The 15,840-nt window shown below is 52.4% G+C and carries 10 protein-coding genes; 2 read left to right on the top strand and 8 right to left on the bottom strand.

Features of this window, described 5'->3' with window-relative positions:
* Positions 1-266: 266 nt before the first annotated feature.
* Together U869_RS0128815 and csgD are read right to left on the bottom strand one after the other, a co-directional pair.
* On the bottom strand, positions 267-650 hold the full coding sequence (locus tag U869_RS0128815; RefSeq protein ID WP_025121988.1) for a CsgE family curli-type amyloid fiber assembly protein: 384 nt from the start codon (positions 648-650) through the stop codon (positions 267-269).
* Between the two features lie 12 nt (positions 651-662).
* Entirely contained in the window at positions 663-1,307 is a 645-nt protein-coding gene (gene csgD / locus U869_RS0128810; protein WP_025121989.1) for a biofilm master transcriptional regulator CsgD, read from the bottom strand.
* An 813-nt stretch (positions 1,308-2,120) separates the two neighbouring features.
* On the opposite strand from csgD, the gene csgC reads away from it, so the two are divergent.
* A complete protein-coding gene (csgC, locus tag U869_RS0128805) occupies positions 2,121-2,615 on the top strand; it encodes a curli assembly chaperone CsgC (RefSeq protein WP_051588679.1) in 495 nt (164 codons plus the stop codon).
* Position 2,616: 1 nt separating this feature from the next.
* Here csgC and U869_RS0128800 read toward each other — a convergent pair whose 3' ends face one another.
* The 3 genes from U869_RS0128800 to U869_RS0128790 are packed head-to-tail and all read right to left on the bottom strand — an operon-like array spanning position 2,617 to position 7,117.
* Positions 2,617-5,121 (bottom strand): PEP/pyruvate-binding domain-containing protein, encoded by a 2,505-nt coding sequence (locus tag U869_RS0128800; protein ID WP_025121991.1) that lies wholly within the window; start codon positions 5,119-5,121, stop codon positions 2,617-2,619.
* A gap of 3 nt (positions 5,122-5,124) precedes the next feature.
* Complete coding sequence (locus U869_RS0128795; protein WP_025121992.1) at positions 5,125-6,024, bottom strand: phosphatase PAP2 family protein; 900 nt, start codon at positions 6,022-6,024, stop codon at positions 5,125-5,127.
* Positions 6,017-7,117: a hypothetical protein gene (locus U869_RS0128790; protein WP_025121993.1), complete on the bottom strand. Its 1,101-nt coding sequence runs from the start codon at positions 7,115-7,117 to the stop codon at positions 6,017-6,019. Before U869_RS0128790 ends, U869_RS0128795 begins: the two co-directional genes overlap by 8 nt.
* 282 nt (positions 7,118-7,399) lie before the next feature.
* On the opposite strand from U869_RS0128790, the gene U869_RS0128785 reads away from it, so the two are divergent.
* On the top strand, positions 7,400-8,857 hold the full coding sequence (locus U869_RS0128785) for an AMP nucleosidase (RefSeq protein WP_025121994.1): 1,458 nt from the start codon (positions 7,400-7,402) through the stop codon (positions 8,855-8,857).
* Between the two features lie 81 nt (positions 8,858-8,938).
* Here U869_RS0128785 and nac read toward each other — a convergent pair whose 3' ends face one another.
* From nac to U869_RS0128770, 3 genes are all read right to left on the bottom strand, one after another.
* Positions 8,939-9,862 carry a nitrogen assimilation transcriptional regulator NAC gene (nac, locus tag U869_RS0128780; protein ID WP_025121995.1) on the bottom strand — a complete coding sequence of 308 codons (924 nt, stop codon included), beginning with the start codon at positions 9,860-9,862 and terminating at the stop codon, positions 8,939-8,941.
* 252 nt (positions 9,863-10,114) lie between these two features.
* The gene (locus U869_RS29905) at positions 10,115-14,815 is read right to left on the bottom strand and encodes an FKBP-type peptidyl-prolyl cis-trans isomerase N-terminal domain-containing protein (protein ID WP_025121996.1); all 4,701 of its coding nucleotides are present in this window, start codon (positions 14,813-14,815) and stop codon (positions 10,115-10,117) included.
* Positions 14,812-15,252 (bottom strand): hypothetical protein, encoded by a 441-nt coding sequence (locus U869_RS0128770; RefSeq protein ID WP_025121997.1) that lies wholly within the window; start codon positions 15,250-15,252, stop codon positions 14,812-14,814. Before U869_RS0128770 ends, U869_RS29905 begins: the two co-directional genes overlap by 4 nt.
* Between the last annotated feature and the right edge of the window lie 588 nt (positions 15,253-15,840).

Genomic DNA, 15,840 nt, shown 5'->3' with positions numbered 1-15,840 from the left:
AGTTTTACATCGGTAGCGACACCTTCCTTCGGTGGGGCCGTAATACATCCGGATAGCAGACTGGTCAACAGGATCAAATAGAGAATTTTCATTCTAACTCCGCCTCTCTGAATTATAACTTTGTGAAGACGACATTTATCGATTTACTGGACCTGATATACGGCCAGTTTGATCAAAAAGTAGAATAGAGGAAACCTGGTTGTAACAACCCAATAACGACATCAAAAGAAAAAATCCTTATTTTTTGTAAAAAATACCGGTACTCGTTAAAACTCATCACGGGAAAGATCTCCCGTTTGTAATAAGGCTCTATTAATTACCCGCCTTTTCAATTCAGCACTGACAACGGCCACGGCCTGATCCACGGTAGCGTCATAGTTGCGCATGGTAGGGAAAATAACCGTTTGAAATAATATATCCTGCCCCGTTCTGATGGTCATAATACTGCCCCACCTGGCACTAGGCTTTTCGGTAATGGTTAAATTGGTCGTAGGATCCGTCCAGCGATCGCTAAAGTCCCGGCTGAACTTCTGCCCGACCGAGGTCACCGTTCGGCTGGCAATCAGGCCAGGCACCTCCACCTCCGCAGCCGTGGAATCAAATACCGTCAGGCTCAGCATGATAATTAACAAGAAATTTAATTTCTTCATGTTACCATCCGGCTACTGTAGGTTTTGGTTGGCCCAAAAAACGGCCTGGGTACGGTTTTTTACCGAAATTTTCCTGAAGAGATTATAGATATGCGTTTTGACGGTATTTTCGCTGATAAAAAGTAAATTGGCGATTTCGACATTAGAAGCACCAAGCATCAGTTTTTTTAAAATTTCCCTTTCCCTATGGGTGAGTTCCGGCGATTTATTCCAGGTAGGCCGGATAAAACTAAGCTGATGCATGATATAGCTTGAGATCTCTTTGGGGAAGCAGTTACCGCCGCGACAAACATTCCTGATCCCTTCGATCAGGGATTCCTCTTCAACGTCACTGTAAAAAACGGCGCTGATCATCGGCCAGGAAACAATATCACTGTAATGATAGCTGTTTGGCGTATTAAACAGTAGCACTTTGAAACTTCGCTCGCAGCGCCGTAAGTTTATGCACCAGCGATTGAACTGCTTTTCATCTATGGCCATAATATCAAACAATAATAGATCGCCATCATTTACATTGATATCATTGGTGCTATCGACCTGTTGCAAACAGACATCGGCATAAAGTCTGCGTTTGAGAGACTGTAATAACATGGTCGTTTGCAAAGAGGGTCTTGAGATAAGAATAAAACGACTACTGGGGCTTAGATCATTAGACATGATTAACTCCATACATCACTCTATTGGACTAAAAAGTGATTTTTATGTGAACAATCATCATATTTATAATGTCAATTTTTGACTTACAAACCCTGGTATTAAATAACAATAAATACTTCAATAGTATAAGTATATTTATGGAGCTGCTAAATACACCAATTCAATTTAGATAATAATAATTCCTTACACAAGCATGCTTTTTGTGTCTAAATGTAAACGAATTTTCATCATCTTGTTTTAAATAAATAAATTAAAATACCCTCTCAGACATCAAAAAGATCATTCTTATTGATTTTTATACAAATACATGAAATTCAAATGGTTGGGGCGATATTTTTATTGGCATCCAGCTTGAATGCAACTACTCGTTAAGTATTAGCAACCTAACTAGAAAATAATGCAGAGAACATAAAATTCAATCATCAGATAAATAGTATTTTTACCCTAAACCTCCCAATAAACACCAGCCAGTTAAATTTATAACCGAATGATTAATTTAACAAAACCATAATATTGCTTTTTTTAATCATAACTAATTCATAAGGCTAATTTACCTGAAAAAATCGAATTACGACTTTATGGTGAGCCTGATAATGGAAAATAATGCTATCAGATGAATCCATTTCTCGGCCTTGCGCCATATTTATCAGGCAGGCTTCCTGCATGTGGCCCTACGGCTGTTACATTCAGCACGGTGAACTACCGGATCGCGCGGTAAAAAACCATGCCCGCTGCTCGGAGATTGAAAGGGTCGAACGGCCCAAAGCCCGGTAAACATAATTCGGTCAACTATTCGTTTCGCAAGGAGTATTTATGCCCGGCTCCACAATATGCCCATTGTTCCCTTTACTGTTTATTTGCCTTTTGACCGTCATTGGCAATATTAACCCGGCTTCGGCTAGTGAACCGGGTAATCAAGGTGGCAATACCATGAACGAGCAACGCAATAGTTCAACAGACAGCGATGGCAGCCAGCTGTGGATCGAAGCATTACCCGAGGGCGACCTATACAAAATTACCCCAATGGCCCAGCTCAAGCGTGCCTGTACCTGCCAGATCGATGTTAGCGTCACCCATCGAGGCTCTGCGGGACAAAGCACCTCACGCCAGCAAAACACGATTGCGCTGACGCCGGATACTGCGCAACCTTTGGGGATGATTAAGCTTTCAGTCAACGCGGGGGATTTGACCCAGGTAGTCGTCACGCTGACAGATGGTGATCAATTGCATCTGGAAAAACAGCTGACGCTGCCGGATAAAGCCAAAGAGGCGCCGCATACGGCGCCCCTGACCCCTACCAGACTTTAGCTTACAGTATGCTGACCGTACCGGTCTTACCATCCACCCGAACGCGCATGCCGTTCTCCAAGCGGTTCATCACACCCTTGACGCTCATTACGGCTGGCAGTTGCAGCTCGCGAGCCGTAACCGCACCGTGGGATAACGGCCCACCGCTCTCGGTGATAACGCCGCTGGCACGATAAAACAGCGTAGTCCAGGCCGGGTTGGTGGTTCTCGCAACCAGGATTGCCCCTTTGGGGAAGAGAGCAAAATCTTCTGGGCTATGGATCAGGAACACTTCACCCTCGATGGTACCAGGACTGCCAGCCAGACCTTTCAGCTCGTTGCCGGTCGGAGTCTCTTCCGGGCCAGGCTGCTCGCCAAAATTCCACGCCGGGCTTTGCTGCTTAGCCTGTTGCCAGCCTGCCTGGTTATCTCGCACCACCTGCGCCAGATGCTCAAACCGATCCTGCCGCATAGCCTCATCGATCACCTTGAACGGAGCAAAATAAATGTCGCTGGCCTCGCTCAATACTCCACGAGCAACCAATCTTTCACCAATCTCTTTGATCCCTTTACGGAACGGCAGTGTCAGACGCGTAGTCTGGTAATGCTCCAGGTCGTCCAGATAGGTGTAAACCCGCGCCAGACGGATCACTTCCTCGATAAAGTAACGCATCCCTTCCGGAGCCTGACTCAAATATTGATGCTGCGCTGCCGAGGCCGCCAGCTTGGCATTCAATGCCTGCCCGGCCAGATCTTCATCGGCCAACTCCACCAGCATATTAAGCTGATCCAGCACGATATGCGGTGCTTCCAGCCAGGTTGGGTAGTAAGCGTCAAAGTCCAGCTCACGATGACCGTGCCGCTGCAAGAACTGCGTCAGCTGTGCCTCAAATGCCGGGTAGGCCTGAAGCTGATTGACCAACTCTCTTGAAGGCAACTGTTCAAACGCCTGCTGCAAGGCCGCATCACGGCGGATCTGTCGGGAGAGCTCCCAAAGTTCCGCATTCACCTGCCCGGTTTTGGTATCGGCAACCGACAGCAACAGGTCGAACATCGCTTTGGCCTCCGTGGGCGCCATCGACATGTTCAGGATCTGGTAGAGCACGGCATACAAGGTGCGCTGAGTCAGTGAGATAGCGATGTTGGGCAAGAAGTAGCGCTTGCCGGCATCGCGCACGTTCAGTACGTATTGCCAACATTCATCCAGCCTGCGGGTCGAGAGATCTTCACGCAGCAGCGCACCAATCTCTAACAGATAGGTATCTAGATCACGCATCCAGCGCACAGGCAGTTCCTGAACCCAAGAGTAGCGCCTGGCCAGTTCAGGCAATGCCGCCTGCAATTGTTCAATCGAGCTGATGCCCCCCGGCATGCCACCCGCATACAGCTCAACCGCGTTTTGGTTGCCGTAGATATAGAAATCCTTGATAGCAAACCACTTGCCACCAAAGTGCGGCAAGCCCATCAGCTCAAAGGAAAAGTTCAGTGATTCATGGAAGCCTTCCTCGGCCAGATCCCAGGTCAGCGGGGTGACCGCATTGGGGAAACGCTCGGCGGACTCGTCACGCGTCCAGCGTTCAGGCACGTAGGTCACCGGTCGTGATTGCAGCAGATAGCAGCTTCCGGCAGAGAATGCCCACTCGATATCCTGCGGGAAACCAAAGAACGTCTGTGCCTGCCGGGCCATTTTCGCCACCGTCTGGCACTGGGTATCGGTCAGAGAAGGTTGCCCCATCTGCTCGGCAGACAGCGCCAGATGTTTAACCCCTTGCGTATCCTTGAGGATAATCTCGCGTTTTTGGCCGATATTGCGTTCCACTACCGTAAAGTCCGGCAGCGCCACGCGGAACTCATCAATTTCCTGTTCGCCGCCGACTACCGATTCGCCCAGCCCAAAGCAGGCGTTAATCAGCACCCGGTTCAGATCGCCCTGAATAGGATCGATCGAGAAAGCAACGCCCGCACTGTCTGCCGCCGTCATTTCTACCATTTGCTGCACGACCACCGCCATTGAAGCGTCCAGGTGGGCAAGCTGTAGGCGAATGCGATACATCATCGCGTGCTCATGCCACAACGAGGCATAGCAATCCCGCAATGCGGTGAGGATTTCCGCCAGACCACGTTGGTTCAGAAAAGTATCATGTTGCCCGGCAAAGGCGGCACCGGGCAGATCCTCAAAAGTAGAAGACGAACGCACCGCGACCGCCCACTGCTCCGCTCCTAGCGCTTGCAATCGTTCGGCTATCGACTGTGACAAGGCCTCATCAATCGGCTGGGCACGGATCAGTTGCTGGATCCTCCGGCTCTGCACAGCCGCATCGGCACTCTGTTGCAAAATAGCGGTGATCTGTGGCGTTAGCGGAGCAAGGAACTGGCGATACGCCTCACCGGTAACGATAAATCCAGGAGGAACCGGCAGGCCACCCGCGGTAAGGCGTGCCAGACTTGCGCCCTTGCCACCGCTCAATTGCAGCTCGGTGGCACGGACATCGGAGAATACCAAGGTAAAATCTGTTGCTACGTGCATATGCTATATCCTTAGCGTGGCATCGTGACGAAAATAACCGCAGTAGCGCAACCAAACTAGTACCGTGTAGGCAAGCAACGTCCCTGCAATCAGGTCGATACCATAGTGATAGCGCAAATAAAGCGTTGCCAGAACCAGCCCGGCAACAACGGGGAAAATCAGCAGAGCGATGTAAAAATGCCGCTGCAATATCAGATAACCAAGAATATACAGGCTGATACCACAGTGCAGGCTGGGAAAGACATCCATCCCGGTTCCCCCTTGTGCAACCAGGCCCACCAGAAAAGCGGTGATCGCGCCCCCAGAAGGCGGATAGCTAAACAGCTCGGGGAATTGCAGATAAGGGCCAGCGGCAGGGATCAGGCAATAGCCAATAAAGCCAAACAGATACATCAGCATCAGACCATAAAAGAACCCGCGGCTGGCCTGCGTTTTGCGTTTAACGGCATAGACGATCACCGGTACCAGGATCAGCAGGTAAAAGGCCAGATAACACAGGCTCAATACTTCCGACAGCCAATAACTCTCCAGTACGCGGACCCGCTCGGTCGCTCCAACGCCAGCAAACAACACGCGATCCAACGCCAGCAGTTCGGTATCAAAGGATCTTTGTGTCACTAGATGGATCGCTTTGAATAGCGGAAAGACCAACCAACTGTTGGCAAACTGGATCACCCCAAGCCAACTTCGCCAACGTTCCGAACGGGTATAGGTGACTTTGAACAGCAGGCACAGGGCTAACAGGCTAAATACGCCAGGGATAATAAACTGGCTGTCCTCCAGGCGGATGGCGCTAACTATCCCGGCCATCAAGATCAGGGCTATCACCCCGAGGTAACAGCGATGACTGAGCTTCACGCCACGTCTCGCCCCCCCTGCATCTGGTTCGATACGACTATTCAAGGTTTGCTCCTGCAAATTTGCCCCGCCGCCGCCATCCCAACACTGCCGCGCCGTAAACCAGCAGTAGCCAAGGATAAAATATCGCGGCTATCAGCAAACAGGGGAGCCAGATCAGCGCCATGGCGAAACCGCCGGCAAGGCGGAAAAAGGTGGTGGTGTTACGGCCATCGGCTTTGCGCCCAACCCACCAACCCACGAACCACACCGGTAACAGCGTGAGGATAAACAGACGCCACAGCAGGTGATCTAATAATGAGGGGGTTACCGGCGATGCGGTTATGACAGGTTCGCTTAACGTCTGCTGTTCTGCCTGCTTGAATGCCTGCGCATAAGAATCCCCAGCACGGCGAGAACTCCAGGCTTGCTCTGCTACCTGAGCCAACATCTGTTCATCCCGGCAGTTAACCGAGACTCGGTCCAACGCGTGACTCAGGCACTGTTGAATATTCTGCTCCCACTCTGCTGCACTGGCATCGCCCTGCTCTGGCAGAACCAGCGGTTCGCTCACCAGCAGCTCGACGGCAGAGCCCAGACGATCTGGCGCCTGATAGAAACAACCGGCCACCACCACCTGAAAACGACACCGATCCTGCATCAGCCGCCGGACAATTTTCGCTGTACCGGGCTGATAAGGTTGCGGCCCTGGCCCCCACTCGCTGGTGCCTTCGGGGAAGACGATCACGCTGCCGCTTTGTTTAAGATGAGCGATGGCATGAAGAATGGGGTTTCCCGCCTGTGCACGGCTATAGCCATAACGCTGGCGATCCTTGTCACGAACGACGGGGATCCCCGCAAACATTAACCGCAGAAAGCGTGAGCGCAGCAATTGCACCGCGGTGAGAAACTGCGCAGTAGGCAATAGTTGGTTGAATACCCAACCGTCTGTCGCGCCATTGCGATGGCTGGCCAGCAGCAAGGTTGGTATCTCGCCATTCAACGGGGCTACACGCAGCCCGTTCGGCGTAAAAAATTTCAAGGAGGAATAGTAAAAATGCACCAACAGGCGGGCAACGTAGCGATGCCAAAGCGAGAGCGGCCGCCCTGGCGTAAAACGTAAATAGCCAGGTGTCTGGCTGGAAGGTTCCTGCTCCATGTCCCTATGTCCCCGAAGTCAAACGCACCGCGCCAATCAACCCGACGCCAGGCTTGCTTCTCAATCTGTCCATTGCCTCAGTGCACCATCATAGCCGGGCAGCGCAAGATTTAACAACGACGATTAGCGTCATTTAACATCCCGCTGGCGAAGCGAGGCTGGTTATTTTCGTCCTTAATGACAGATATTCGTTAATGCGGCAATTCTAGAGAAATAGTAGAGAGATTCATTCGGCCAGCGCTTTACGCTATGCTGAGGTATCGCAAGAACCGAGGAAAAACAATGGATACCCCTAATAAAACGTCGTTGACTACCCTGCAAGCCCTCGACCAACTCGAAGCACTGTATGACGCATCGGTTAACGCTTTACGCGCTGCCATCAAAGCCTTTATCGCGGATGGTACTCTGCCGAGCGCACAGGCGCGTGCCTCTGGGCTGTTTTCCTACCCTGAACTGCGCGTGCGTTGGGATGGAGAGCATCCCGATCACCCAAGAACCCGCGCCTATGGCCGCTTTACCCGGTCAGGCAACTACACCACCACTGTCACCCGCCCGCAGCTGTTCCGTCCCTATCTGGCCGAACAGCTAGCCCTGCTGGCCAGTGAATACGCCGCAGTGATCGAAGTGGTTCCCTCTCAGCAGGAAATCCCCTTTCCCTATGTGATCGACGGCTCCGATCTGGCCTTGGACAGAACCATGAGTGCCGGGCTTACCAAGCATTTCCCCACCACCGAACTGGCCCAGATCGGCGATGAAAATGCCGATGGCCTGTCTCCTTTTGCCAACCATTTTCCGCTTTCCCATTTCGACGCTCTGCGCACCGATTTCTCACTGGCACGCCTGCGGCACTACACCGGCACGACGGTGGAGCATTTTCAGCACTTCGTGTTGTTTACCAACTACACGCGCTATGTCGATGAGTTTGTTCGCTGGGCATGCAGTCAGATCGCCGATCCGGCCAGCCCCTATATCGCGCTGTCTTGTGCCGGGGGCCACTATGTGACGGCAGAAACGCCAAATCCAGAGCAGACGGTGTCGGATCTGGCCTGGAAGAATCACCAGATGCCTGCCTATCACCTGATCGCCAACGATGGTCAGGGGATCACGCTGGTCAATATCGGGGTGGGCCCTTCCAACGCCAAAACCATCTGCGATCACCTGGCCGTGCTGCGACCGCATGCCTGGCTGATGATCGGCCACTGTGGCGGCCTGCGGGAAAGCCAGTCGATTGGCGACTACGTGTTGGCCCACGCTTACCTGCGTGACGATCACGTACTAGATTCAGTATTGCCGCCGGATATTCCAATTCCAAGCATCGCGGAAGTTCAGCGCGCGCTGTATGACGCCACCAAAACGGTCAGCGGCATGCCGGGAGAGGCGGTAAAACAGCGGCTGCGTACCGGTACGGTGGTCACCACCGACGATCGCAACTGGGAGTTGCGCTATTCGGCTTCCGCACTGCGCTTTAACCTCAGCCGCGCCGTCGCCGTCGATATGGAAAGTGCCACCATTGCCGCACAGGGTTATCGCTTCCGGGTGCCTTATGGCACGCTGCTGTGCGTGTCTGATAAGCCATTGCATGGCGAAATCAAACTGCCGGGTCAGGCAAACCGTTTCTACGAAGGCGCGATCTCGGAACACTTACAGATCGGGATTTGTGCCATCGATCTGCTGCGGGCCGAGGGTGAACACCTGCATTCGCGCAAACTGCGTACCTTCAACGAGCCACCGTTCCGCTGATCCAAAGCCAACTGGACGTCGCATGCGATAATTCGGACATCGCATGCGGCTATCCGGGCGCAGCATGCGGCGCCCCTACTATTATTGTGCCAAAGCCAGCACTCGCGTCGGCTGATGATGGCTGGCAGTGATGGCCAGCAGGATTTCCTTCACCGCTCCCGCAGCCGCAGTAAGTGGTTTTTGGCCGGAAACCACCAGTGCCAGCGGCACCGAAAGCGCCGGAGCATTGAGGCGGATCATCCAGGCCTTGGCCGGGCCGATCATGGCCCTGGCAATCGACTCTGGCAGGATCGTCGCCCCCATTCCGCTGGCGATAGCGGCACAAAGCATACTGTGGGATTCGATCTCACCAATCACATTCGCCGTAAGTTGGCGTAGCGCCAGAGCCTCATCGACCAGGCCGCGCACCACGTCCCCTTCTCGCGGCAAAAACAGGTTAAACCGGCTCGCCACCGATAAATCAATGCTGTTACCCGGATGCGGAATGCTTCTTGCTGCCACCAGATACAAATCTTCTTTCGCCAATGTCGTGACGTTCAGGTTGGACGGCATTTTTTCTCCGTACATTACCGCCATATCCAGAGCCTGCGTTGCCACTTGATGGCCTAGCGCACTGCCGATATTTTCATTCAGGCTCAGTAAAATTCCCGGATGCCGATCGCGCACTGCCTGCAATAGCGGCAGCGCCAACTGCGAGGCCGCACTACCCTGCACCAGGCCAACCATCACCTGCCCAGCCATCGTTTCCCCACTGCTGATAACCGCTTGCTGAGCTTGCTCGCACTGCTGAAGAATGGTTTGCGCGTGGGCATAAAGAATGTTTCCGGCCTCCGTAGGCAGGACTCCGCGTTTGGTACGGATCAGCAATTGCTGTTTCAGTTCCCCTTCCAGGGTGGCAACCTGCTGGCTCAGCGCAGGCTGCGCAATATGCAACACCTCCGCTGCCTGAGTCAGGCTGCCGATATCGACGATCTTTACAAAATACTTCAAGCGTCTGAAATTCATCTTGGCTCCTACCTGCAGTTGACTGCATTGGCTGATAACGTGACGACCTCAACTACCGCAGCAAAAAACGGGCCAGACGGGACATTCAGCTTTTTATAAAGCCAAGTTATTAAAAAATAATGGAAGTTAACGACAAGGTGGGATTGGTTGAGGAAGTAAAGTCAGGATTTGCACCACGCTGGAACATGATCAGGCCCCAGCATGGTTCAGGCAAAAAAAACCCGCCGATCGTCTGGCGGGGTTGTTATCAGGTTACTGAGCTTTTTGCTCGGCTGCCGGTATCACATCCAGGATGCGAACGTTATAGACCATGGTCGCACCCGGTGGGATATCCGGTGCCATGCCTTTGTCGCCATAGGCCAGCTCAGGCGGGACTACCAGGGTCATGTTACCGTGGTTCTTCAGCTTGCCTAACGCTTCGCGGAACAGCGGCGGATAAGCGCTCAGCGGCTGCGAGATGGAGGTCCCGGCCAGATCCATATCCTTGATCACTTTACCGTCGGTCAAACTCTCTTTAACCACTACGGCGACGGTATCCCCTTCTCCGACCACGCTATCGCCAACGTAGTCGATGCGGTAATAGAAGCCCTGCTTAGACTGAACGACGCGTGGCTGCTTTTTGAACTTCTCAACATAGCTGTTGCCTTGCTTTTCGTTCTGCTGTTTGGTCTTTTTATGCTGATCGTTCAGTTCCAACTCGCTTTCATACAGGGCCTTGGCAATCTGATCTTTAGCCAATTTGGTCTGGCCGTTGATCACATCGCTCACGCCTGCCAGCGCTAGTTGGCGATTCACGTCAACACCCTGCGTTTTTTTGCTGTTGAGCAAATCCAGGATGTCATTACCCAACGCGGTACCGATCGCATAATCGCGTTTTTGCTGCTGAGTTTTAGGCTCCACGACCGCAGACGAACTCGCCGTTTGCATCTTCTCGGCGGCAGCCAGCTTTTGCTGTAGCTGGGCGAGATCCTGCGCCTTCTGCTCATTGTCCTTGGTTTGTGCCGTCAACTGCTCTTGTAGCTTGGCACTTTCCTGCTGACTGGTCTGCTGCAACTGAGCGATCTGCTGGGCTTTCTGCTCATTGTCTTTGGTTTGAGCAGCTAACTGTTCTTGCAGCTTGGTAGCCTCTTGCTGACTGGTTTTCTGCAACTGGGCAATCTGCTGCGCTTTCTGCTCGCTGTCTTTGGTCTGCGCGGTCAACTGCTCTTGCAGCTTGGCAACCTCTTGCTGACCCGTTTTCTGCAACTGGGCAATTTGCTGCGCTTTCTGCTCGCTGTCTTTAGTCTGCACGGCTAACTGTTCTTGCAGCTTGGTAGCCTCTTGCTGACTGGTCTTCTGCAACTGGGCAATCTGCTGCGCTTTCTGCTCGCTGTCTTTGGTTTGCGCGGCTAACTGCTCTTGCAGCTTGGCAGTCTCTTGTTGACCCGTTTTCTGCAACTGGGCGATCTGCTGGGCTTTTTGCTCGCTGTCCTTGGTCTGCGCGGCCAACTGTTCTTGCAGCTTGGTGTTCGACTGCTGACTAGCCTGCTGCAACTGAGCGATCTGCTGAGCCTTTTGTTCGCTGTCCTTGGTCTGCGCGGCCAGCTGCTCTTGCAGCTTGGTAGCTTCTTGCTGACTGGTCTTCTGCAACTGGGCGATCTGCTGGGCTTTTTGCTCACTATCCTTGGTCTGCGCGGCCAACTGCTCTTGCAACTTCACCAACTCTTGCTGGCTTTGTTGCAGTTGTTTGACCTGTTGGGCCTTCTGATCGTTGTCTTTGCCATAAACCGTCAACTGCTCCTGCAGCTGTTTTATCTGCTGCGCTTTCTGTTCACTGTCTTTGGTCTGCGCGGTCAGTTGGTCTTGCAGCTTCGCCAACGTCAACAGCTCTTGCTGCAACTTCTTCATTTGCTGAGCCTGCTGCACGAAATCTTTGTTATTCAGCGTCAGCTGTTCCTGCAACTGCTTGGCCTGTAGCGCTTTTTGTTCGCTATCCTTGGCCTGGGCCGCCAGTTGGGTCTGCAACTTGGCCAACTCTTGCTGGCCCTGCTGTAGCTGTTTCACCTGCTGGGCTTTCTGCTCGTTATCTTTACTGGCAGCCACCAACTGATCTTGCAACTGTTTGACCTGTTGTACTTTCTGCTCTGTGTCCTTGGCCTGAGTCACCAACTGCACCTGCAATTTGGCCAGATCTTGTTGATTTTGCTGCAGTTGTTTCAACTGCTGCGCTTTTTCATCATTGGCTTTGGTCTGTGCGGTCAGTTGATCTTGCAGCTTGCTACTAGCCTGTTGCAACAGCATCATCTGCTCGGCTTTTTGCTCGCTGTCTTTACTCTGGATGGCTAGCTGTGCCTGCAATTGTGCGACAGTTTGTTTATTTTGTTGCAATTGCAGCACCTGCTGCGCTTGCTGTTCATTGTCTTTGGTTTGCGCGGTCAACTGCTCTTGCAGCCTGGCGCTGGTCTGTTGCAGTTGCTTCACCTGCTCGGCTTTCAACTCACCGTCTTTGGTCTGCGCAGCCAGTTGTTCTTGCAGTTTGGCCACCGACTGCTGGTTTTGCTGCAGCTGTTTCAGCTGTTGCGCTTTTTCATCATGCCCCTGGGTTTGCACGGCCAGTTGCTCTTGCAGCTTGGCGCTGGCCAGTTGCAACTGCTTCATCTGCTCGGCTTTCTGCTCGCTGTCTTTGGTCTGAGCGGCCAGTTGATCCTGCAGTTTGGCCATCGCCTGTTGGGTCTTTTGCTCATTCTCTTTACTACGCGCCGCCAGTTGCTCTTGCAACTGGGTGACTTGCAGCGCCTTCTGCTCACGCTCTTTGGTCTGGGCAGCCAGCTGTTCTTGCAGCTTGGCCAAGGTCTGCTGGTTTTGCTGTAGCTGTGTTACCAACTGCGCTTTTTCATCGTTGATTTTGGCTTGCGCCGCCAACTGCTCCTGCAGCTTGCTGCTGGCTAGTTGCAACTGCTTCACCTGCTCGGCTTTCTGCTCGCTGTCTTTGGTCTGAGCGGCCAGTTGGTCCTGCAGTTTCGCCATCGCCTGTTGGGTCTTTTGCTCGTTTTCTTTATTACGCGCTGTCAGTTGATCTTGCAGTTGGGTTACCTGCAGGGCTTTTTGCTCACGTTCTTTGGTCTGGGTTGCCAGCTGTTCTTGCAGCTTGGCCAAGGTCTGCTGGTTTTGCTGTAGCTGTGCCGCCAACTGCGTTTTTTCATCGCTGACTTTAGCTTGCGCTGCCAGTTGCTCCTGCAACTTGGCGCTGGCCTGTTGCAACTGCTTCACCTGTTCGGCTTTCTGCTCGCTGTCTTTGGTCTGAGCGGTCAGTTGGTCCTGCAGTTTGGCCATCGCCTGTTGGGTCTTTTGCTCGTTCTCTTTGCTACGCGCGGCCAATTGCTCTTGCAGCTGAGTTACCTGTAGCGCTTTCTGTTCACGCTCTTTGGTTTGAGTAGCCAGCTGTTCTTGCAACTTGGTCAACGATTGCTGGTTTTGCTGTAGCTGTGCCGCCAACTGCGCTTTTTCATCGTTAGTTTTAGCGTGCGCGACCTGTTGCTCTTGCAGCTTGGCACTGGCCTGCTGCAGCTGTTTCACCTGTTCGGCTTTCTGTTCACTGTCTTTAGTCTGAGCAGCCAACTGCTCTTGCAGTTTCGCCACCACCTGCTGGTTTTTTTGCTCTGCTTCTTTTTTGCTCGCCGTCAGTTGCTCTTGCAGCTGTTTGACCAGTTGGGCTTTATATTCACTGTCCTTCACCTGAGTGGCTAATTGTTCTTGCAGCTTCGCTAACGACTGCTGGTTTTGTTGCAGTTGCTGTACCTGCTGGGCTTTTTCTTCATGACCCTGAGTTTGCGCTGTAAGTTGCTGTTGCAGCTTGGCACTGGCCTGTTGCAGCTGTTTCACCTGATCGGCTTTCTGCTCGCTGTCTTTGGTTTGGGCCGCCAGTTGTTGTTGCAGTTTCGCCATCGCCTGCTGGGTCTTGCTGTCATTCTCTTTGCTACGCGCGGCCAGTTGCGCTTGCAGTTGTGTCACCTGCTGAGCTTTTTGCTCACTGTCTTTGGTCTGGGCCGCTAATTGTTCTTGCAGCTTCGCCAACGCCTGCTGATTTTTCTGTAATTGCTGAACCTGTTGTGATTTTTCATCATTCGTTTTGGCCTGCGCCGCCAACTGCTGTTGCAGCTTGGCAGCGGACTGCTGCAGCTGTTTTATCTGTTCGGCTTTCTGCTCGCTGTCTTTGGTTTGCGCCGCCAATTGCGTTTGCAGCGTCGCCAGCGTTTGCTGATCCTGCTGCAGTTGTTTCATCTGCTGGGTTTTCTGAGCGTTATCGCGCGCTTGCGTTGACAGTTGCTCCTGCAGTTGAGCAATCGACTGCTGATTTTGCTGTAACGTTTGCTGCAGTTGTTTGATCTGTTGCGCTTTTTGTTCGTTATCTTTGGTTTGCGCCGTCAACTGTTGCTGCAATTGCGAACTGGTGCGTTGATCCTGCTGTTGCAGTTTCATTTGCTGCATCTGCCGCTCGCTTTCCTTGGCCTGTGCGGCGAGCTGCTGTTGTAGCCGCGCGTTTTCCTGCTGGCTTTGCTCGATGGCCTGTTGCAGACGGGCCAACTCAGAAGCTGAGCCCGCAGTCTGGGATTGCGCTTTACGCAACTGCCCAAGCGCCGCCTCCTGGCTGGTGATTTTGGCCTTCAACTGATTGATGGTGGCTTGCAGCGCCTTCATCTCGCGAATGCGCTCACCGTCCCTCTCTTCTGCCGACTTGGCCAGCGCATTGGGCTTGCTGCTGGCGGGCTTATTACCTTTGGGTTTTGCAGGTTCTGCTGTATCCAGTTGTGAAGGCGTCAGAAAAAGCAGCGCCGGAGCCTCATCCACCTGGCGTGTGATCGCATCCAGTGAATTCAACGCATGGGCATCGGGGGTCACGGCCTCCTCAGCCCTTACTGCTCCTAACGGTAACGCCAACGTCAACAAGGCACCGCAATATATCCTGCGTTTCATTTCACGCTTTCCCCTCTCTGGATCAAGCCTTGCAGGACTTCACGTTCAATCTCGGCGCATAACTGATTGGTTTTATATTTGTACAATGCATCAAGGGTGTCTTTGGTCGTCGAATTGACGTCGCCACGTACCGCGCTATACACCGAAGCATTGTTCACCAGGCGGTTAAAGTTGGCCTGTTTGACCGCATAAGCCTTTGGATTGACCTGCTTAAGTGACGCCAGTTCGCTTTGGCACAGGCCAATCTTGCTGGTTTTGTTTTCTTCGGCGGCCGGTGCTGGCGGTGGTGGGGACACGCTGATCTGCTGAGGAGGAGCCTGAACGGTGGATGTCTGGGAGTCTTGCGAGCTCGTCTGTGCGGTTTTTTGGCAGCCTGCCAGCAATAAGCCACTGCACAGCACTACGCCTAAACACAGGTTCTTTTGGGTACTTATCATCGAACATTCCTTTCAAAAAATTCCGTTACCGATATGTCAACTCAGACAAGACCGGGTACATCCTGGATAAATAATATGTGTATTTTTTAGCAATGATATAGAGGAGGCACTTCAGTAGCAAACATTCACTAGAGCTATACTATGGCCGTCCATTGCCCCTACGTGTTGCCATATTCGCCATCGTCTATTGGCTTAACGAATACTTGAGCGGGTTCCATCAGCGGCCAATGCGGTGTAATAACGCGCCTGCAACCCGCCGGCGATTTAACATGCTCACTAGGTTTATGAAGTGCAAAATAATACTGGTATTTTTTATATCCAGCAACTCTCCAAGCGAGTCTGAACGCCGAGTTGCCCAGTAAAATTGACACTTATCACCTTGCTGGATAGGGACTAATCCCGCCCCCAAGCGGTTCCATTCTGGTTCCCCTGTTAAGAAAAGTCACCCAAAAAATCAATAAATAACTTTTAAAACAATTACATACACAACAATGGGGCGGTATTGTGCGTTACCAGGTAGTTACCCTTTTCCCGAGACAACACGGCATTTACCCATAATAAAAAATAGGTAATGCCTCTAATTAGTTG

Origin of the sequence: Serratia sp. H1w (assembly GCF_000633355.1) — a bacterium.
Lineage (GTDB): Bacteria > Pseudomonadota > Gammaproteobacteria > Enterobacterales > Enterobacteriaceae > Chania.
The sequence above is the reverse complement of the archived record's forward strand: the minus strand, read 5'-3'. Positions and strand labels throughout refer to the sequence as shown.

Excerpts from the sequence above, each read along its gene's own strand:
- U869_RS0128815 (WP_025121988.1), bottom strand. The coding sequence starts at position 650 with ATGAAGAAATTAAATTTCTTGTTAATTATCATGCTGAGCCTGACGGTA.
- csgD (WP_025121989.1), bottom strand. The coding sequence starts at position 1,307 with ATGTCTAATGATCTAAGCCCCAGTAGTCGTTTTATTCTTATCTCAAGA.
- csgC (WP_051588679.1), top strand. The coding sequence starts at position 2,121 with ATGCCCGGCTCCACAATATGCCCATTGTTCCCTTTACTGTTTATTTGC.
- U869_RS0128800 (WP_025121991.1), bottom strand. The coding sequence starts at position 5,121 with ATGCACGTAGCAACAGATTTTACCTTGGTATTCTCCGATGTCCGTGCC.
- U869_RS0128790 (WP_025121993.1), bottom strand. The coding sequence starts at position 7,117 with ATGGAGCAGGAACCTTCCAGCCAGACACCTGGCTATTTACGTTTTACG.
- U869_RS0128785 (WP_025121994.1), top strand. The coding sequence starts at position 7,400 with ATGGATACCCCTAATAAAACGTCGTTGACTACCCTGCAAGCCCTCGAC.
- nac (WP_025121995.1), bottom strand. The coding sequence starts at position 9,862 with ATGAATTTCAGACGCTTGAAGTATTTTGTAAAGATCGTCGATATCGGC.
- U869_RS29905 (WP_025121996.1), bottom strand. The coding sequence starts at position 14,815 with ATGAAACGCAGGATATATTGCGGTGCCTTGTTGACGTTGGCGTTACCG.
- U869_RS0128770 (WP_025121997.1), bottom strand. The coding sequence starts at position 15,252 with ATGATAAGTACCCAAAAGAACCTGTGTTTAGGCGTAGTGCTGTGCAGT.